Here is a 19,887-nt window from a genome sequence, read left to right as displayed (position 1 = left end):
ACCCGTCACAATCAAGAATACTGATGGGAAACGCTCACCCCCAGTTCCTGCCAAATGGCATCTAAGAGAGGCTCTAACCCCTGACGCGCCACCGCAGAGATGGCAAAAACCCGTTGACCGGCATAGGCAGTAAGGGTGTCTTGAACTGCAGCAATTTGGGAAGGTTCTAGGGCATCAATTTTGTTGAGGGCAATAATTTGCGGGCGATCGGCCAAGCCGTGACCATAAGCCACTAGCTCATCGCGAATGGTTTGGTAAGCAGCCACCACATCCTCAGCCGTGGCATCAATCAAGTGCAGCAGCAGACGGGTACGCTCAATATGGCGGAGAAACTCATGCCCCAACCCCAACCCCGCATGGGCACCGGCAATGAGACCGGGAATATCAGCAAACACGGTTCCATCACCATTGGGTTGGCGCACCACACCTAAATTGGGCACCAAGGTTGTAAAGGGATAATCGGCAATTTTCGGTCGCGCTGCCGACAACACCGAAATTAGGGTGGATTTACCGGCATTGGGCAGGCCAATAATGCCCACTTCCGCCAGTAGTTTGAGTTCTAGTCGGAGATGCCGTTCTTCCCCCTCTAGCCCCGGTAGGGCATAGTCTGGTGCCCGTTGATGATTACTCAGGAAGTGCTTATTCCCTAAACCCCCTTTGCCCCCCTTAGCCACCAGCAGCGTTTGACCGGGGGTGGTGAGGTCTCCCAGCAATTCCTCGGTTTCGGCATCCCAAACCATGGTGCCACAGGGCACTTCAATCACTAAATCTGCACCACAGGCACCCGTACGGTTATGCGGCCCGCCCCGTTGGCCATTGTCCGCTTTGAAGACATGGGCATAGCGAAAGTCCAGCAGCGTTTGTAAATGGGGTACCGCTTTGAGAATGACTGACCCACCATTGCCACCATTCCCCCCTGAGGGGCCTCCCGCAGGCACGTATTTTTCACGGCGAAAGGCAATAATGCCGTCGCCCCCCTTTCCAGCTTTGACATGAATTTCGGCAAGGTCAATAAATTGCATTTTGGCCGCAATCGGTTGCGTATAGGTTGGGTATCTGAGTATTGTATCCTGCCACCTTGTTGACAGTTCTTTTTACAGGGATGACACCGGCTCCAAAGGGTGAAACTCCGTATCGAAGACGCTTCATGTACGTCATAGGAGAAAAGGGCTATATGGTAGGCTTAAGGGAATTTTAGTGTGCCGAGGCAATAGTGTTTATTCGATGGCAACACCGACGACGACCCGCTCCGCCTGAAGAAGGGGTTTTATTTTGGCGACTGGTGTTGTGGCTAGGGGTTGCCTTAATCTCCGGCAGCTTGGGGGCACTCTGGGGGCTATTGAGTCAGAGTACACCGCTTATGCAGCGATCGCTCAGCAGTCGGGAGTGGCAGGTGTTTCAACGGGGCGATCGCTGGACAGGGGCAAGGCTCCATCAACCCTTGAATTTACTGCTCATTGGCTCCAAGGTTTTAACCTCCGACTTAGATGAACCGCCTGACCCCAACCTTACCTACCATGCCCTAGTGAATTCCGTTGAAGGGCTATCGGACTCACTGCTACTCGTGCGTTTTGACCCAGTGCAGCAACGGTTAGTGGTGTTGTCAATTCCCCGCGATACGCTGACCTTTATCCCCGGCCGAGGGGACGCCAAAATTAACGAAGCCAATGCCCTCGGTGGACCCGCACTGGCGGCGGAAACCGTGAGTGATTTGCTGGGGGATGTGCCCATCGATCGCTATTTGCGCATTAACGTTCAAGGCATTGAGAAACTCATTGATGCCCTTGGGGGGGTGACAGTGGATGTACCCACAGCCATGCGCTATCGGGATGACAGTCAGCGCCTCTACATTGATTTGCAGCCCGGACGACAACACCTAAATGGCAACCAAGCCCTACAATTTCTGCGCTTTCGCTACGATGCCCTTGGCGATATTGGCCGCGTGCAGCGACAACAGATGTTTTTGCGGACACTAATGGAGCAAACGGCTCGCCCCGAAACCCTTGCCCGTACCCCCCAGCTTCTCAGTATTATTCGCGAAAACTTGGATACCAATTTAACGGTTGAGGAACTGATGAGCTTGGGGCAATTCCTCACTAGCTTGCCGCGATCGCGGGTGGAGTTTCTGATGCTGCCGGGGAACTTTAATGGCAGCACCGATGAAGTGGAAGTGAGCTATTGGTTGCCCGATTACCAACGGATTGCTTGGCTGACGGATCACTATTTCCGCGATACTCCCACGGCTGATCCGCGCGAGACGGGTTTGACCCCCCCTGCCCAGGTGCGCATTGCGATTCAAAATACCACCCTGCCAGAATCATTGGTCATGCGTCTGAGTCAGCAACTGCAAACCGCCGGTTACCCTGATCCTTTGCTGGCAGAGCCATTGCCCCAACCGCTCCCGATGACACGGATCATTGCTCAGCAGGGGGATTTGGCGGCAGCGCGGCGGGTGCAGTTATTGCTGGGATTTGGTGAAGTGCGGGTGGAGAGTACAGGTGTGTTAGCATCGGATGTGACGATTCAACTGGGCGACGATGCCCGCGATCGCCTGCAATTGAGACCCACAAAATCTCTGTGAGTGAACCCTACGTGATTGGTGTTGATCTTGGTGGCACTGCCATCAAAATGGGGCGCTTTAGTCCCAAGGGAGATTGCCTCAATGCCCTGACGTTGCCGACCCCTCAGCCCCCCTTTCCAGAACGGGTGATTAAAGCCATTGTGCAGGGGATTAAAGAACTGGATGGGGAGGATCGGGCGCTGGCGATCGGGATGGGGATACCGGGGCCTGTGGATGCCACTGGTCGTATTGCCCGCCGTGCGATTAACCTTGACTGGTATGAAGTGCCCATTAGCGACAGCCTCGAACAGTTGACGGGCAAGCCCACCGTAATTGGCAACGATGCCAACTGTGCCGGCCTCGGAGAAGCATGGCTAGGGGCAGGGAGTCAGTTTAAGGATTTAATTTTGCTGACGTTGGGGACGGGGGTCGGCGGTGCGATTATCCTCAATGGCGATCTCTTTGTCGGTCGGGATGGCGCCGCCGGCGAGTTGGGGCTGATTACCCTCGACTACAAAGGGCCTCCCTGCAACAGTGGCAATCGCGGTTCCCTTGAGCAACATGTTTCTGCCCAAGCCCTGCGGCGGCGCTGGGGCTGTGAACCCCATGAGATGGCAGAGCGGGCCAACAATGGTGACCCTGAGGCGATCGCCCTCTGGCAAAGCTATGGCCGTGAATTAGCCGCTGGCATTGCGAGCCTTGTGTATGTCCTCACCCCCGAAGCAGTGATTATTGGTGGGGGGATTAGTGCCGCCAGTGACCTCTTTTTTCCCTCGATGATTGCTGAATTGGAAGAGCGGGTGCTGCCCACCTCCCGCAATAACCTCCACTGTTTGCGAGCCACCCTTGGCAATCACGCGGGCATCGTCGGTGCAGCCAAACTAGCGTGGAAATACGTCAAAGACCATCTCTAAGTCGCCTTCGCTAGGATCAAGTTATTCGGCTTGAACCAACTGTTATGACTTCTACGACAGCCGTGGACAGCTCGCCGCTGCTGCTCAATGTCCGCAATGCAACGGTGCAGGTGACCCCAGAGCAGTTTGATCAGCTCTGCCGCGATAATCCTGATCTGCGCCTAGAATTGACCAAGGCTGGAGAATTGATTGTCATGCCGCCAACGGGGGGGCAAACGGGTGCCCAAAATTTTGAGCTGATTGTGGAAGTGGGGCTTTGGAACCGGCAAACGCAACTGGGGCGTGCCTTTGATTCCTCAACGGGCTATGACTTTACAGCTTTGGGGGGCGGCAAACTCTCCCCAGATGTCTCCTGGATTGCTAGCCCCCGCCTAGAGGGCGTTGATCTGACGGGCTTTATCCCCATCGTGCCGGATTTCGTTGCTGAGTTGCGATCGCCCTCGGATGCGATTGACCGCTTACGCGCCAAAATGCAGGAGTATCGGCGACTGGGGGTGCGCTTGGGGCTGCTGATCAATTCCCAAGACCGTCAAGTGGAACTCTATCGTCCCCAAGCGGAAGTGGTGGTTTTGGACTCCCCTGAGGTGGTTGATTGCAGTGAGGTGATGCCGGGGTTTCTCCTACCGATGGCGCAGTTGTGGATTTAGAGCCGCTCGACAAATTTTGCCAGTCGCGTCAGGCCTTTTTCAATGGTGGCCAAATCTGTGGCGTAGGAGAGGCGAATGTGATCATCCATGCCAAAGGCTTTACCGGGAATCGTGGCCACTCTTTCTTCCTCCAGCAGACGATCGCAAAACTCTACGGAACTTAAACCCGTTTCGCTAATATCCACAAAGAGATAAAAGGCGCCTTGGGGTTTGAGACAGCGCAGGCGAGGAATCTCAGAAATGCGTTCATAGATACAGGCACGGCGATCGCGGAAGGCGGCCACCATTTCGGCCACACAGGCTTGACTTCCCTCTAGAGCCGCAAGGGCACCGTATTGGGCAAAGGTACAGACATTTGAGGTGCTGTGGCTCTGAATTTTCGTGGCGACTTTAATGACATCGGTTGCCCCTGCCAGATAGCCCACACGCCAACCTGTCATCGCATAGGCCTTGGCAAAGCCACTACAGACAATGGTTCGCTCAAAGGCCGCCTCACTGACAGCACCGATGCTCAGGTGTTCAGCCCCATCGTAGAGAATCTTCTCGTAAATCTCATCGGAGATCACCCACAGTTGATGCCGCACAATGACTGCCGCTAGTTCGCGAATTTCCTCGGGGGTATAGACCATGCCCGTGGGGTTGCTGGGGGAGTTGAGGACAAAGAGCCGTGTTTTGGGGGTAATGGCATCCTCTAGCTGGGCAGGGGTAATCCGATAGCCGGTTTCCGCAGTGGTTGTCACAATCACCGGCGTGCCACTGGCCAAGTGCACCATTTCTGGATAGCTCACCCAGTAGGGGGCAGGAATAATCACCTCATCGCCGGGATTGATTAGGGCTAGCATCAGGTTAAAGAGGGCTTGCTTGCCGCCATTGGTCACTAGGATATTTTCGGCGCGATAGGGCAGGTGGTTGTCGTTGTTGAGCTTGGTGGCGATCGCCTGCCGCAAGGCCGGTTCCCCTGCCGCCGGACCATAGCGGGTTTTGCCTTGATCGAGCGCTGCTTTTGCCGCCTCACGAATGTGGGCAGGGGTGTCAAAGTCGGGTTCGCCCGCACTAAAGCTACAGATATCCTCTCCCGCTGCGCGCATTGCCTTGGCTTTGGCATCAATCGCCAGCGTTACCGACGGCGTGACCCGCATCACCCGCGTTGCCCAGTCCATCCTTTGTCTCCTGCACTACTTTCCGTATTGTGGCACTTTGGCAGGGGAGCGGCGAATCAAATATCGACCGTTCACGTTGAGGTTGCCAATGGAGGATACCCCCAGGGGAATTCGAATCCCCGTCGCCTCCGTGAAAGGGAGGTGTCCTAGGCCTCTAGACGATGGGGGCAAGACTCAGCATTAGTTAATGTAGCGAATGCCCTGAGCGTTTGTCAACCCCTCGGGAAATTTTTGCATCGCAGCCGCTCCTAGGGAGAAAATGAGGGCGAGTGACTGAGGGACTTGCTGTGGAACTTGCTGGCCTACGTTCCTTCTCGATTGTGATGCCCGCCTACAATGTGGTGACCCAACGGGGAGAAACGGTCTTTCGGGAAACCCTTGAGAGCATTGCCGCCAGTTGCCGCTACCTCCAACAGCACTTCCCCTACGCCACTGCGGGGGAATTCATCCTGATTAGCGATGGTTCAACGGATCACACCTGTGATGTGGCGACGGCAGGATGGCCGAATGCCGTGCCCCTACAATTGGTGGGCTTGCCGACGAATATTGGGATTGCGGCAGCGCGGAACATGGGGGTGCGCTTGGCCAAAGGGGAGGTGATTTTTTTCTGTGATGCCGATGATCTCTACCGCCCTGAGCATCTGTTTTTAGCCCTATCGGTGTTGAATCAGCCTTTACCCGCACCCTATGCCCCAGCGTATTTTGGGGCGGTACGCACGGGGGTCTATTGTCGCGATCGCCTGCATCCCTACTGGCACAAAAGCCTCGAGCAAACGCTGGTGCTCAATCTCGCCGTGCGCCGCGAAGTCCATGAGTTTATTGGCGGCTTTCCCGAAGAGGAGGTGTTTCGCCAATTTCGCTATGGGGCTGAGGATGTGGCCTATGCCCATTGGCTGCACCAGTTTTGCCACACTGCCCACCTCCAGCAGCAGACCGTTGAGTATCGCCGCTTTCCCAATAGTTTCTTTGACCGTCAACTCAAGAAATTCCAAGCGGCTCCCGGCACCGTGGCTGATGATCTGGATGCGAGCGATCGCCAGCAGGAGGCGCAGATTCAGCAGATTATGGCCACACGACTTCAGGAATTGCAGGCCAAGGCGGCTCAACTGGTAGCCTAGGCTTTTTTGTGGCGCTGGACAATCGTCGCGGCCAGTTTCTCCGGTACTTCTTGAAGATGGTCAAATTGCCAATGGAAGCCACCTGTGCCCATTGTCAGCGATCGCAACTCCACCACAAAGTCATGCATTTCTGCTTGGGGTAAATAAGCCTCAATCTGTTCCCAGCCGGGCCAACCCTCCTTATTGCTGTAGCCCAAAACCTGACCGCGCCGCCCCGTCAACGCCTGCATCACCTTAGCCGTAAAAGCTTGGGGCATCCACACTTGGACTGCCATGATGGGTTCTAGGAGTTGCGGTTCACACTGGGGAATTCCCGCTTGCATGGCGAGGCGAGCCGCTTGGCGAAAGGCCTGCTCAGAGCTATCCACGGAGTGATAGGAGCCATTGGTGAGGGTCACCGCCACATCCACGATCGGAAATCCCAACGGTCCTTGGTTGAGAAATTCCCGCACCCCTTGCTCGACACCGGGGATATATTGCTTGGGCACAACGCCGCCGACAATGGTTTCACTAAATTGAAAGCCGCTGCCGCGTTCTAGGGGAGCAATATCGAGGTAGACATCGCCAAACTGGCCGTGGCCACCGGTTTGATGTTTATAGCGGCCATGACTGTTTTTCGTGCTGCGGCGAATGGTTTCCTTGTAGGGGACTTGGGGGAGATGGGTTTGCATCGGTAGGTTATATTTGCGGCGCAGGCGATCAAGGGCAATCTGCAAGTGAATGTCACCCTGTCCCCAGAGAATAATTTCATGGGTATCGCCATGCTGTTCCCAGCGCAGCGCCGGATCTTCCTCAAGGAGTTTTTGCAGCGCGCTGGTGAGCTTCACCTCATCACTGCGTTTACTGGGGGTAATGGCCAAGGCATAGACGGGTTCTAGTTGGGGGGCACAGGGCAAAGGCACCGCCTGACCATTGATACTGAGGGTCTCACCCGTACGAATGCCCTCTAGCCGCGCCAAGAGAACGATGTCCCCCGCTGTGGCTTGTCCCAAGGATTCCAGTTGTGTACCTTGGGCACGGTAGATACCCCCCACGCGCACCCCATTCAAGCTCATACCATCGGTCAAGGTACCCTGCCAGACCCGAACGAGGGAGAGCTTGCCGCCTCCTTGGGGTAGATAGAAGGTCTTCAGCACTTGGGCGAGGGGTTCTTCACCATTGATCTGGCGATGGGCAGCAGTTTCTGTGGCATCGGGTGCTTCGCGATCAAGGGCTGCCAATAGGGGGCGCACACCGTAGTCCGTTTGCGCACTGCCAAAAAAGACGGGCACAATTAAATCGGCTCCCAACTCCCAGCGCAGATCCGCCATGATTTCACTTTCTGGCGGCGCAATATCCTCAAGGAGTTCTTCCAAAAGGTGGTCATCATAGTTGGCTAGAGCCTCCAGTAGCTCCGCCCGCGCCGCCTGTTCAACGGCTTGTAATTCCGAAGGAAAGGGAACTAAATCCGCCGCTGCCCCCGCATGATAGTGATAGGCCTGCTCCGTCACCAAGTCAATGTAGCCCAAGAGATCATCCCCCTGCCAAATGGGGTACTGGTGGGGTACCAAGGGGCGACTGGAAACTTGGCGATAGGCCGCGAGGATCTCCATGTAGGGGTCATGGGCGCGCTCCATCTTGTTGACAAAAAGAATATGGGGAATCTGCCAGTCATCGAGGAATTTGAACAGGGGGGTTAGGGTAAAGGCGCGATCGCTCAGGGGTTCACAGACAACGATCGCCATATCCACCCCCACGAGGGCATTGAGGGTTTCTTGCAGCAATTCCACCGAGCCGGGACAGTCGAGAAGCGTCAGCTCCAAGTCTCCATACTGGGTATGAACGACATTCAGTTCTACCCCCATTTGGCGATCGCGAGCCTCAGGGCTGGTATCTAGAAGACTACTGGCCTTACTGCTCGTGGCGTGGGTAAGGCGCAAAATGCTTTCTGCAAGGGTTGTTTTGCCACTGTTGTAGCTGCCCACAAGGGCAATGTTGCATCGTCTCGCCATCGCACACCTACCTTTTGATTTGCCATTCGGGTCAAAATTGTCCAGAATAGAGCCTTAGTTTGCCTTAACTAGATCTCTTAACCCTTGGCGATCGCCCTTGGCGGAATTTGCAGTATCTCTTAAGAGAGCTGTAAACAACCGTTAAGTTGGGGTTAACGTTTGCGAGGAGGACTCACTCACGATGCGCTTCAATTCCCTTTTGTGGGCTAGTATTGCCAGTCTTGGCCTTTGGATGGCATCGCCAGTACACGCCAATAGCCAAGTCAGCACGCTGATGCAAGAAGGGCGACGGCTAGTGGAAGCAGGAAACTATGCCCAAGCCTTGGCCATTTATCAGCAACTGCTCCAGAGCGAGAGCCGTAATCCCCGCGTGCATTCTGCCATTGGCTACATCTATGCCCAGCAGGGACAATTTGCCGAAGCCGCCCGTGCCTACCAACGCGCTATTGAGCTGGATCAACAAAACGCTGATTTTTACTATGCCCTCGGCTACAGTCTGGGGATGATGGGGGAAAACCACGGGGCTGCTGCCGCCTACCGCCAAGCCATTCGCCTGAATAACCGTAATGCCCAATCCTACGAAGGACTGGCGGTGATTCTCGCCCGCATGGGGGATCCCCAAGGCGCTATACAGGCCTACCGCTCCGCCCTCAGTCTTGACCCCCGCAATTGGGCGGCTCAAAAGGGATTAGGCGTTTTGCTGCTCCAACAACGCAATATTCCTGAAGCCCTCAGTAGTCTGCAACAGGCGGCAGCCCTTGCCCCCGGCAATGCCTCGATTCAACTCAACTTGGGGATGGCACTTCTGGCCGCCGGCGATCCTAGCAATGGCTGGCAAGCGATTGATCGCGCGGCTAACTTGGGTCAGCGGAATGCGGATCTGCTACAACAGGTGGCAGAACTGGCCGTTGCGGCGAATCAACCCGAGCGAGCCATTCAAACCTATCGCCGCCTAATCACTTTGCAACCGGAACGGCTAGCCACCTACTTTAGCTTTGGCGAGTTGTTAATGCAGCAGAACAACCCCCTTGAAGCGGCGGCAATTTATCGTCAAGCTACGCAGATCAACCCTAGAGATCCCGAGGGATTTTATCGCTTGGGCAAAGCCTTGGCAGCGCAAGGGCGGCGGCAGGAGGCTCGCAGTGCCTATCAAGTGGCTTTGAAACTGTACCGTGAGCAAAATAACCGCGCAGGAGAAACCAAAGTCCGAGACGCGATGCGGCAGCGCAATTAGCGACTAAGCCCCCTGCCCTAGATTCATGACGACCTGCTGCAATTCAGAAATGAGAGCACTGGGACGGCCATTGAGGATATTTTGGTTTAGTCCCTCTAGGCCTTGGCGCAGGTGATTGAGGCGATCTTGAACGGGCTGTAAAATCTCCCGCAGTAGATTCGCTTGGCCGCGCTTGGCAGCGAGTAACCGTTGCTCTTCAATCAGTGCCTGTTCTTCTTGACTGAGTTGATCTTTTTGCTGCTGTTGCAGTTTGCGGCGCTCTTCAAGGTCGTGGCGCAGACTTTCGAGATCAGTATAGGCCTGCTGCAATTCTTCCGCGAGTTGATTGACAGCCACACTGTACTCTTGAAACTGGCGCTCCAGTTCACTGAGGATGGGAATGAGGCTAATGCCCTGTTGGGAGGCGGGATCTTTGCGCGCCTCTAGCACTTGTTTGTGGATTTTGTAGATCGCTTCTTTTTCACGGATATTTTGCCGCTGTCCTTCAAGCGCCTGATTGAGCAGATTACAGCGCTGGCGTTCGTCCTCCAGTTCTCCTGCCAGTTGCAGGCGATCGAAATCACTGGCGTCTTTGACTTTTTGCTCCAGTTCTGCTAAGGACTCCAGAGCCATTTTTAGCTCTTCTTCTTGATCGTTGACAAAGGCAGAGGCACGTTTGAGGTCATTACCGCGGTTGGCGACTTCTTTTTCGAGTTCCTCCATGGGCATTTTCATCAGGGCATTCACATCCACGGCCTCTGTGAGATCACTGACCATGGCTTGGCGCATTTGCTGGATCATTTCCTCCTGTTGGGCAAGGAGGTGACGTTCTTTTTCAAGCACGGACTGTTTGTAGCGGCAGAGTTCCTCCTGCAGGGCGATCGCCCGACTGTCTTGCCAAAATTGTTCTTGGGCGGTGCGCCACGTCTCCTCCTTTGCATGGAAGGCTTGCAGTTGTTCCTCTAGGGCAGCTTGCCGTTGACTCAGCTCCTGCTCCAGTTGCTCCAGTTGCTGCCAGTATTGACTCAGCAAGGCCTGCTGCTGGTCTAAAATTTGAAAACATTCCGCGATTTGAGGACGCCCACCACTGTTGAGGGTCTCTGCCAACTGCCGCAAAATCGAGTCCACTTGGCGAATTTGCTCTGGGGATAGGCCAACGCTGTGGCTTGATTTAAGTTGTTCCCAGCGCTGCTGCTCTTGGTGCACTTGGTGGCGTAAATTTTCAAGGGCTTGGCGCTCTGCTTGAATCCGCTGTTCCTCGGCGGTCAATTCTTCTCGCAATTTGTTGAGTTGTGCTAGCTGCTCTTCAGCGCCGGCCAGTTGCGCCTCTAGTTCTTGGAGTTCTTCTCTGCGCTGCTCAAATTCCTGTTCCCGTTGGTTCAGAGCTTCTGCTTGATAGGAGAGGGATTGCTTCCAGCCCTCAATTTCTTCCTCTTGACTTTGGAAGCGCTCACGCATCCGTGTGAAGCCGTGCAAGATACCGGTGAGACGGCGCGTTGCTTCATCCACGTTTTGAATCTGGCGGTTGGCGGCCATTTCAACAAAGACCAACACACCATTGCCGTAGTCACGACTGTTGTCAAAGGGAATCGTTTCTTCGTTTTGGGGGACAGGGTGCCAGTAGCCCGACTGCTCACGCATCAACAACTTCAACTCGGATTTCGTCCCCATGAAACCCGTTTTTTTAATCACCTCGGCAAGATACTGCACAGCCCTTGACCTCTACCCTAACGCTGAGACTGACACACAACTAGAACATACAACAACCGTAATAATACGCATGACGAAATTAAGTGAATGAAGGATGCAACTTTTCGTCTGTCCGCGATCGCTGGAATCCAGAACCCTATATTTTTATTAAACACCCATCGGCAAGTGTTCAGCAGTGGCCTGAATCACTCGGTCGGGGACTGGAGAATTGCCAAGGCCAAGGTGGTTGAACTATTGGTCATTATAGCGAAAGGAGGGTTGCTACCCGCCAAAAGTCATTAATGTCATTAATCATCGCTGGCAGCGGGCATCCAAGGTTGCTGTGGCAAAAAGACGCGATCGCGCGGCAGGGGGGCAACGGGTTCTGTGAGGGTAAAACGACCACTGTGGATCCAGTCTTTGAGGACTTCGGCAATGCGCTGACTAAAGTAAAGACTCGTTAGGGGAGCGGTGCGCACAGTTTTGCCTTCAATCTTGATTTTGCCTGACTTGAGTTGAGCATAGTTGACCATGCCAAAGGTGGGACGCACGCGGCGGGGAATTGAAAAGTCAATAATCGGCGCCACCACTTCCTCATCGCGAATGGCACAGCGGGCAATGACCTCTTGATCCAGCACCGGCAGCGGAACCCCCACCCCCAGCATCAGGGACGCTCCATAGTGCTTGAAATAGCAACCGCGCACCCAAAAGGGATCCATCTGTTTGGCATCACCAATCAGGGCAAGGGTGGCCGCTGGACCAATGGGGGTGTCGTTAGCCAACCGTTTTTGCAAGGGGAAGTGTTGAGTGCCTTCCCACGCCACATAACCAATGCCGCCGCCGAGAAAAATGCGCGTGCCAATCCCCACCAGTCGCAAGTAGGGATCATTCAATAGAGGTGAAAGGGCACCGCCACAGGCATAGACAGCATTCCCCAGTTGCGGTTGCAGCGGACCAAGGTAGGTATAGAGCGGGCGATCGCCCCCATTGACACCGACAATAAAATTTTGATAAAGATTGCGGGGGTTATAGAGATAGAACTGATTGATCGTCTCTTTGCTAATCACCGTTTCTAAACTGGCGCGGGGATAACAATCCGTGACATAGCCCACTGCCCGTAGGGGAATGGCTTTACCCGCAATCAAATCGGCAATGACATGGCCCCCCCCGCGCTCCCGCAGACTGTCGGCTTCGCCCGCTTCGGAATTGGGATCCAGGGATTGGGCTGCCCCCAAGTACAGATCGACGGCGCCAAAACCACTGTAGGCAGGAATGCCATCGAGCCAACACTGCCGCAGTTTAATCGGTGGATCCGTCGGCCCCAAGTTAATCATCGCCCCAGACGATTCCATGGGTTCAAACGTGCCCGTCGTGATCACATCCACTTGGCGCGTTGCTTCCGCAATGCTCAAGCTTTCAAGGCGGGCTTTGAGTTCTGCCAATGTCCAAACGGTGGCTTTGCCTGCTGTAATCTTTTCATTGATTTCGGCAATCGTGCGTTCCACAGGCGTTACCGCAGATCTTCAGGATGGCGGATTTGCCAAGTGCCGTCAGGCAGCCGTGAGACCTTACCTCCTAGACGTTCAATATTCTCGATGGCCGTTTGTCGCGAGCGATCGCTGACCGCATTCACCAGTGCCCAAATCCAGGCATTGATCTGTGCCATCCGACTATCGGGATCCCGCCGTAGGGTTTGTGCCAACGAGCGATAATACTCTGCTGCGGCACGGACTTGTGGATCTGGATTCATTTCTGCCCAAGCCGCCGCGCGATCGTAGGACTCTGCTGCCGCTCGCCCCTTGCCCAAAAAGAGCAATTCATCCATCGCCCGAAATACCCATGCCAAGTAAGCTGTCGGTTGATAGGCAGGATCCATCGCTGCCAGACCCCGATCCATCAAGGCCACAGAGGTTTGCGGCTGTCCTGCATACACCGTAATTGCCGTTGAAAGATAGGGATAGGTTGGGGCAAAGCGGGGGTCTTTAGCGATAATTACCGCAAAGAAAGCAGGTGCATCGTCGTAACCCGTGACTTGGCGGGCAGCGGAATCACCAAAAAACTGGAGAAATTGCAAAAACGCCCAATCGGCAACTAAATTGTCAAAACCAAAGGCGGGTAGGTTGGCCAAAAGCCGCATCTGTGTAATGGTCTGGGCATTCTGGCGCTCATATTCGGCATCGGTGAATTGTTCTCCCGTTTGAGCCTGTAACTGACGCAGGGCATCCTGCTGCATAAAGGCAATAATGCTCAGGGCCACAACCGTCAGACCCAGACCCACAGCTTCTGACCAGCGCCAGCGTTTTTGAAGCATGGCTCACCCTCAAGCCAGTTAGGAATTTTTGTTGCTTGCTTCTCCCGGTTCAGTAATCCGCTGAAAGAGATAGCCTGTTCCCCGTGCTGTCAAAATTAATTCTGGATTACTGGGGTCTTCCTCTAGCTTAGCCCGCAAGCGGGAAATGTGGACATCCACCACCCGCGTATCCACATGGCGTTCTGGCGTGTAGCCCCACACCTGCTCGAGAATTTCTCCCCGTGAGAAGGGTTCCCCCGAGCGTCCCACCAGCAATTCCAAGAGCATAAATTCCATACCCGTGAGGCGAATGCGCTCATCCCCCTTATAGACTTGGCGCTTGTTGGTATCAATGCGAATATTGCCCACCTGAATCACCCCAGAGCTAGGGATACCAGAGGTGCTGGTTTTTTCAATGCGTCGCAGCACCGAGCGAATGCGGGCTTCCAACTCCTTGGGGGAAAAGGGCTTGACCACATAATCATCGGCGCCCAGTTCCAGCCCTGTAATGCGATCGGCGACATCGCCAAGGGCAGTGAGCATAATGATGGGGACATCGGATTCTTTGCGCAGTTCTTGACAGACGCCATAGCCATCTAGTTTGGGCATCATCACGTCAAGCACTACTAAATCTGGCTGCTCCTGCCGAAATGTGGTCAGGGCTTCCTCGCCATCGGCAGCAGTGACGACGGTATAGCCAATCATTGACAGCCGAGTTTCTAAAATGCGGCGAATACTCGCTTCATCATCAACAACGAGTATCTTTTCTTTGTGGCTCTCCAAAGTAACGGACACTCCTACTCAATGAGAACAGTAATGGATAAGAAATTAAAATGTGAATTTTTTGTACTCTATCATTTTTTTACTGGCTATAGAAAGACTCCCAGCCCTGACTAGGACAGGATTTTGCCGATTTTTCAGAATTGAGAATCTTTAAGATATTTTAACGTGGTCTTGTCGAGAAAAAAAGCGGACACCCCTACAAGAGCATCCGCTAGTGTATTGATTCACCAGTGGTTAGTGGCAGCGTTCCCTAGTCGCGGTGGCTTGGCTGAATCCCCACCAACGAGGGCGAGAGGCTTGACCAAGACTGCTTCACCAAGTCGGCATCGGCCTTGACACTGCCAATGTAGTTGCCCGCTGGCAGGGTGGGGAAGCGTTTGTAGGGCACGACATCTTCGCCAAAGTAGCGGCTGTACTCAGGGCTATTCACCATCGTTTCGACAGCAGCCTTGAGGCCTTGATCCGCCAAGATTTTGTTGTATTGGCGAATTTCCGCTTGGGTGGCCGGGGCGCGACCGAGGAGGTGACGGAAGAGGAATTCAATCACCTTGGTGTTGGGATAGGGGGTGTAGAAGCGGTTGCGATAGATCTCCGAGCTGGCCAAGGTACGCACAAACTCGCGGACGGTAATTTCACCGTTGCGCAGGCGGCTCTCGAGATCAGGGCGCCGGAACTGGCTGGGCACTTGGCCACTGAAGACATCCATCACTTGGCAGTAGATGGCATTGATCAGCAGTTCCACTTCAGCACTAGGGGCACCCACGGTCATGCGGAAAATGCGAGCAGGACGGCGACGGCTGGTACCGACCCCCACTTCCACCGATTGACCATCGCCATTGCGGAAGGAGCGTCCCAATTCGATAAAGCGGGGTTTGCTGGGATCCGCTTGACGCGCTTTGGCCTCTTGCTCGGCGATCGCCCGACTGAGGAGCGGCAGCTTCGTGTTATCGAGGCGAGGTTTCACGGGTGCGAAGCTGGGCACGACAATCGCATCACTTTGCTTCGTGAGTTGATTGTGCAATTTCTCAGTGTTGGGGAAGTTGGCCGCCGGCAGGGTGGGGAAGCGACGATAGGGCACCGTATCCTCACCAAAGGCTTCAGCGTATTCAGCACTACTGACGAGGGCTTGGACAAAGGCCTTTAAGCCTTGGGTGGCCAGAATTTGGTTGTAGCGGCGAATTTCCGCTTGATCAAGGGGCGCTCGACCTAAGAAGTGCTTGGTGCCCAGTTCGATCACCTTGGTGTTGGGGTAGGGGGTGTAGAACTCCTTCTGATAGAGTTCCGAGCAACCCAAGCCCTCGATAAACTCCTTGAGGGTAATCTCGCCGTTGCTGAGCTTCGATTCAAGGGCAGTAAATTCATCGCGGACAATGTAGGGCGCCACATCCCGCTCAAAGACCTGACGATAGGCCGCCTGAATCACTAGTTGCAGATTTTGCTTGTCATTGAGATCTGTGAGCTTAAAGACCTTGGTTTGGTCGCGGCGCTTGCTCACCCCTTGATTGGCACGGAACTGAATTGCTGGCTCGGTTCGCAGTTCGGTCACCGCCCCCAGTTCGACAAAGCGAGGTGTTTCTTCTTTTTCAGGGGGTACGCCAGTTTCACCAATCGTGCCAGTGCGGAGCGATCGCAGAGCCAGACCTTGGGGCGTAATGTAGCGCTCGTAGGGAACCGTATCTTCGCCAAAGGCTTCGCTGTACTCTTGGCTGTCAATGATCGCATCCACTAAGCCATAGAGACCTTTCTTCGAGGCAATGTCGAAGTAGGTATTCATCTCTTGGCGACCATAGGTGGGACGACCCAAGAGGCGACGGTGAATATATTCAATCGCCTTCGTGACGTACAGCGGTGTCCAGTAGAGGCTGCGGAAGAGGTTTGACTTGGCCAAAATCCGCACAAATTCACGCACAGAGATTTCACCATTTTCCAGTTTGATCTCGGCCACTTTTTGGCGCTGCCCTTCATAGACATCGCGGCCAAAGACTTGCAGATAAGCGGCACGAATCACCCGCTGGGTCGAACTTTCAGCAAATTTGACGCTGTCGCCGCCCGTGGCGATCGAGCGTTTGCCAATGCGGGCATTGATGCTGGGAAGCTGATCCAGTTTGAAGACTTTTGGCCCTAGGCTGCCGGGGGCGACCCCACGCGCTGCGGGATTGCTCACCTGATTGTTGATCCCTGGCCCGCGCGTAATGAGAATGCGGCGGGTGTCTTTGTTGAAGGGTTGGGGGCGAGCATTGGGATTTTTCTTCTCTTTCGGGAAGATGGCGCCAAACTGAATTTCCAAGGGATCGTTGCCCGCACCGTAGGGGTGTTGATCCGGCAGCGGCTGATCCTGAGCGGCAAAGGTGGTGATGAATTGCGGGACTTTACGGAAGGGAGCACTGTACTTGAAGAGATCCTGTTGGGCACCCCAGTTGCGGCACTCTTGAGCCTCTTGACCCAGACCCCGCAGATAGGGCACCGTCTCTTCACCAAAGTAGTCGCTGTATTCCTTGGAATCCACAAGGGCATCCACTAAGGCTGGAAGACCCCCTTTGGAAATAATGGCAAAGTAGGTTTGCACTTCCTCACGGCTCGAAGGCCCACGACCCAAAATATGGCGGAAGGCCAGTTCGAGGGCACGGCTGTTGATATAGGGTTCGTAGAAGTTTTTGCGATAGAGGGGCGATTTGGCCAGTTGGCGGATGAACTCCTTCATCGAGATGGAGCCATTTTTCACCTTGGATTCTAGGTCAGAGATGCCCAAGCCGTAGGCACGGGAGATGTCGCGTTCAAAGATTTGCCGATAGGCGGCTTTGACCACTTCGTTTTTCTCGGCAGCGGATAGCCCCGGCTTCATCACAAATTTGGGACGGCGTTCGGCGGCATTGAAGTAAATCTGGGGTAGTTGCAGACCTTGAAGATCCGTGGAGTTGCGCTGCCGCACTTTATCGGAGGGGGCAGGGGCAATAAATTCGTTGATCAGAACTTCAAAGTAGGTTTCCACAATGCCCTTGGCTTCGGCGTCTTTTTCAAAGTAGCTAAGAGCCGCCCGCCGCATTTCCTGTAGGGCAGCAATGGTGGCATCAGTGGAGCAAGCAGCCTCAATAATTTCCCGCAAGCCGCGCGTATTCACCGCCAGAATGTTGGGATCGCCAGCCACAATGGCATAGGTGGTATAGCGCAGGAACCAATCCAAGTCGCGCAGGGATTTTTCCATGCGGGCAGGGCCATAGCGGGCAATGTTGATCGGCTTGAAGCCCACGGGTGCACCACCACCAGAGGCACTAAAGACGGAGCGCAAGCCCTCTAGGAATCCACCACGGGTGTCCACATAGGTTGCGGTTCCCAACTTCATGGCTTCTTTCATGTCAATGGCTTCGCCCCTTGCCCCAGTGGTGAATTGGGGGGCTTCTGCAGTTTGGGGACGGGAGAGGAAGGCCATGGGGGAACCACCGACAAAGATGCGGTTGGCAGCACGGGAAACAATGATGTCGGCGTTGCGGGTGAGGGTGGTGGCAATTTCAAGGCGTTTTGCCCCAGAGCGCAGATAAACAGCGAGTTCATCCAGCTCACCCCGATTCAGGAAGCGATCCTGCTGTTCGGCTTGAATAATCGTTGAAACGGGGACTGTTTGATAAAGTTGCGGGCGGGCAACCGAGCTTCCACCACTTGCTTTGACAACCATGGTTACTAAGAGGCTCCCTTTACTTTTAGTTAACGCGCTAACTTAGATTAGAACGATTCGGGGGTAGCTCGGTATTTTTTTAAGAAATGTATAAATTTATGGGGATTTATCGGCGATCGCCCCTAAGCTTTATGAATTTTTGTAATATTCCTTGACGGCGGTGCCCGACCTCAACACCCATGCCTGCTTCAGGCAACTAATTCGCCCACTCAACCGATCGCCTAAAAGTGCTGAAAAAGTTGATCGGGCTGCAGGGGCAATAATTCACCATTGAGCTTGAGTTGCACTCTCTTTTCAGGAATCATTTCCCCAACAATGGCGGCTTGCTCACCCGCTGCCCTACAAAGTTCTTGAGCCAAGTCTGGGGCAAGGCACAACACCAGTTCAAAATCTTCACCGCCATAGAGTGCCCAGTTCAAGGCCTGCGGGCGATCGCTATAGCCCACCATCGGAATTTGCTCTGCCCAAAGAATCGCACCCACCCCACTGGCTTGACAGAGTTGCAAGACAGCTGCCGCGAGGCCATCACTACTATCCATGCCAGCCAGACGCGGCGGGGGCACCTGTTGGCGCAGCCATTGCACAATATCCAATCGAGGTTGAGGGCGTTGATGGGCTTGGATCCACGCTTGCCGTAGTTCTGCGGACACAGTACTAGCCCACTGCGGATACAAAAGGCACTCGAGACCAGCGCGGGAGGCACCATGAACCCCCGTCACGACAATGACATCCCCCACCCGGGCGCGATCGCGATAAATAATCCGTTCTGGCGGCGCACTGCCCAAGACGGTGATGCTGAGACTGAGAACGCTAGAGCGACAGGTATCACCACCGATAATGCTGGTGCCATAGGCCTGACAACAGGCGGCCATGCCTTGATAAATCTCCTCAATTGTTGCCACAGGACAGTTGCGCGGTGCCGCGAGACCCACCGTTAACCCCAAGGGCAATGCCCCCATGGCTGCAAGGTCGGATAAATTGGCGGCCAGCGATCGCCAGCCCACATCCACTGGCGTCATGGTCACAGGGGTATCGCCCATGCCTAAACTAAAGTGCACCCCCTCCACTAGGACATCGGTACTGACAATCAGTTGCTCCCCAAGGGGTAGCGACAGAACCGCGGCATCATCGCCAATCAATTCCCTGTGGCAATAGGGGCGCAGGCGCTCAATCAATTCCAGTTCGCCACAGTCGGTGAGGGTGAGCATCACTAGTCAAACATCCGAAAATAGGGGGGGCGAATGGGGGCGCCGGGTTCTTTTTCGAGATCAAAGTTAATCACATCCCAGCGCTCCTCTTGGCTAGCGGGGGGGCTAAACTCAACGGGCAAACCAAAGAGGCGCAGCATTTGGGGATCCGTGGAGCCTCGCCAAGGGGTGCTGCGTTCGAGGTAGGCACAAAAGAGATCCCGATAGCGTTCGGCAATAATGACTTTGGTGGCGCGGTAGCCTTGGGTGTAGAGGCGATCGAGGGCATCGTGAATTTCAAAGCGAATCCCGTCGGGGTGGGTGTGCTGGCGATACCATTCGCCGTTCCAGAGGCGCCAAATGCGGCCGGATTGTAGGTGCATTAATTCCCCCGTTTTGGCATCAGCTTCAAAAGGACCGTGGCGCGGGCACAGGTACGTATCGGTGAGGGTCAGGGCGGGAATGACTTGCCGACAGTGGGGACAACGAATTTCAGGACCAAAGATCGGGTAGTGAGAGCCGGATGAGATCATGGACAGTTACCACACAGCGGCAGCAAATCCACCGCGATCGCCCTTATTATAACGAGTTGACTTCAGGAGCGGAAAACAAGGCGCCGTTCCCCCTCAAGTGGGTGGTTTGGGCTACCCTTAAGGGGTGGCAGA

General features: G+C 54.7%; 15 protein-coding genes and 1 tRNA gene. 5 read left to right on the top strand and 11 right to left on the bottom strand.

Annotation, left to right across the window (positions count from 1 at the left end; all coding sequences use genetic code 11):
* Positions 1-11: 11 nt before the first annotated feature.
* Positions 12-1,022 carry a GTPase ObgE gene (gene obgE, locus RHJ02_RS10835; protein ID WP_310438528.1) on the bottom strand — a complete coding sequence of 337 codons (1,011 nt, stop codon included), beginning with the start codon at positions 1,020-1,022 and terminating at the stop codon, positions 12-14.
* Between the two features lie 191 nt (positions 1,023-1,213).
* On the opposite strand from obgE, the gene RHJ02_RS10830 reads away from it, so the two are divergent.
* The 3 genes from RHJ02_RS10830 to RHJ02_RS10820 are packed head-to-tail and all read left to right on the top strand — an operon-like array spanning position 1,214 to position 4,121.
* Positions 1,214-2,581 (top strand): LCP family protein, encoded by a 1,368-nt coding sequence (locus RHJ02_RS10830; protein WP_302678292.1) that lies wholly within the window; start codon positions 1,214-1,216, stop codon positions 2,579-2,581.
* Positions 2,578-3,474 carry an ROK family protein gene (locus tag RHJ02_RS10825; protein ID WP_206200165.1) on the top strand — a complete coding sequence of 299 codons (897 nt, stop codon included), beginning with the start codon at positions 2,578-2,580 and terminating at the stop codon, positions 3,472-3,474. The genes RHJ02_RS10830 and RHJ02_RS10825 overlap by 4 nt, the downstream gene beginning before the upstream one ends.
* Before the next feature lie 44 nt (positions 3,475-3,518).
* On the top strand, positions 3,519-4,121 hold the full coding sequence (locus RHJ02_RS10820) for a Uma2 family endonuclease (protein WP_206200164.1): 603 nt from the start codon (positions 3,519-3,521) through the stop codon (positions 4,119-4,121).
* On the opposite strand, the gene RHJ02_RS10815 is transcribed toward RHJ02_RS10820, so the two are convergent.
* Positions 4,118-5,281: a pyridoxal phosphate-dependent aminotransferase gene (locus RHJ02_RS10815; RefSeq protein WP_310743043.1), complete on the bottom strand. Its 1,164-nt coding sequence runs from the start codon at positions 5,279-5,281 to the stop codon at positions 4,118-4,120. The genes RHJ02_RS10820 and RHJ02_RS10815 overlap by 4 nt on opposite strands.
* 96 nt (positions 5,282-5,377) lie before the next feature.
* Positions 5,378-5,450, bottom strand: a tRNA-Glu gene (locus RHJ02_RS10810).
* A 100-nt stretch (positions 5,451-5,550) separates the two neighbouring features.
* Between RHJ02_RS10810 and RHJ02_RS10805 the strand changes: the two genes are divergently transcribed.
* Positions 5,551-6,399, top strand: coding sequence for a glycosyltransferase family A protein (locus RHJ02_RS10805; protein ID WP_206200162.1), 849 nt, complete (start codon positions 5,551-5,553; stop codon positions 6,397-6,399).
* Here RHJ02_RS10805 and RHJ02_RS10800 read toward each other — a convergent pair.
* Complete coding sequence (locus RHJ02_RS10800) at positions 6,396-8,390, bottom strand: elongation factor G (RefSeq protein ID WP_286625052.1); 1,995 nt, start codon at positions 8,388-8,390, stop codon at positions 6,396-6,398. The genes RHJ02_RS10805 and RHJ02_RS10800 overlap by 4 nt on opposite strands.
* A gap of 181 nt (positions 8,391-8,571) precedes the next feature.
* Between RHJ02_RS10800 and RHJ02_RS10795 the strand changes: the two genes are divergently transcribed.
* The gene (locus tag RHJ02_RS10795; RefSeq protein ID WP_310453493.1) at positions 8,572-9,624 is read left to right on the top strand and encodes a tetratricopeptide repeat protein; all 1,053 of its coding nucleotides are present in this window, start codon (positions 8,572-8,574) and stop codon (positions 9,622-9,624) included.
* Positions 9,625-9,627: 3 nt separating this feature from the next.
* On the opposite strand, the gene hmpF is transcribed toward RHJ02_RS10795, so the two are convergent.
* The 7 genes from hmpF to RHJ02_RS10760 form a co-directional block, all read right to left on the bottom strand.
* Positions 9,628-11,274: a pilus motility taxis protein HmpF gene (hmpF, locus tag RHJ02_RS10790; RefSeq protein ID WP_310743041.1), complete on the bottom strand. Its 1,647-nt coding sequence runs from the start codon at positions 11,272-11,274 to the stop codon at positions 9,628-9,630.
* A 326-nt stretch (positions 11,275-11,600) separates the two neighbouring features.
* On the bottom strand, positions 11,601-12,797 hold the full coding sequence (locus RHJ02_RS10785) for a homocysteine biosynthesis protein (protein ID WP_206200158.1): 1,197 nt from the start codon (positions 12,795-12,797) through the stop codon (positions 11,601-11,603).
* Positions 12,798-12,802: 5 nt separating this feature from the next.
* Positions 12,803-13,603, bottom strand: coding sequence for a hypothetical protein (locus tag RHJ02_RS10780; RefSeq protein ID WP_206200157.1), 801 nt, complete (start codon positions 13,601-13,603; stop codon positions 12,803-12,805).
* Between the two features lie 18 nt (positions 13,604-13,621).
* Positions 13,622-14,365 carry a response regulator transcription factor RpaB gene (rpaB, locus tag RHJ02_RS10775; RefSeq protein ID WP_149821735.1) on the bottom strand — a complete coding sequence of 248 codons (744 nt, stop codon included), beginning with the start codon at positions 14,363-14,365 and terminating at the stop codon, positions 13,622-13,624.
* Between the two features lie 250 nt (positions 14,366-14,615).
* Entirely contained in the window at positions 14,616-18,035 is a 3,420-nt protein-coding gene (locus RHJ02_RS10770; protein WP_310744544.1) for a phycobilisome rod-core linker polypeptide, read from the bottom strand.
* 221 nt (positions 18,036-18,256) lie between these two features.
* Positions 18,257-19,243, bottom strand: coding sequence for a thiamine-phosphate kinase (gene thiL, locus RHJ02_RS10765; protein ID WP_206201692.1), 987 nt, complete (start codon positions 19,241-19,243; stop codon positions 18,257-18,259).
* 2 nt (positions 19,244-19,245) lie between these two features.
* Positions 19,246-19,755 carry a TIGR02652 family protein gene (locus RHJ02_RS10760; protein WP_206200155.1) on the bottom strand — a complete coding sequence of 170 codons (510 nt, stop codon included), beginning with the start codon at positions 19,753-19,755 and terminating at the stop codon, positions 19,246-19,248.
* Positions 19,756-19,887 lie beyond the last annotated feature (132 nt).

Origin of the sequence: Thermosynechococcus sp. TG215, from assembly GCF_031583455.1 — a bacterium.
Lineage (GTDB): Bacteria > Cyanobacteriota > Cyanobacteriia > Thermosynechococcales > Thermosynechococcaceae > Thermosynechococcus.
The sequence above is the reverse complement of the archived record's forward strand: the minus strand, read 5'-3'. Positions and strand labels throughout refer to the sequence as shown.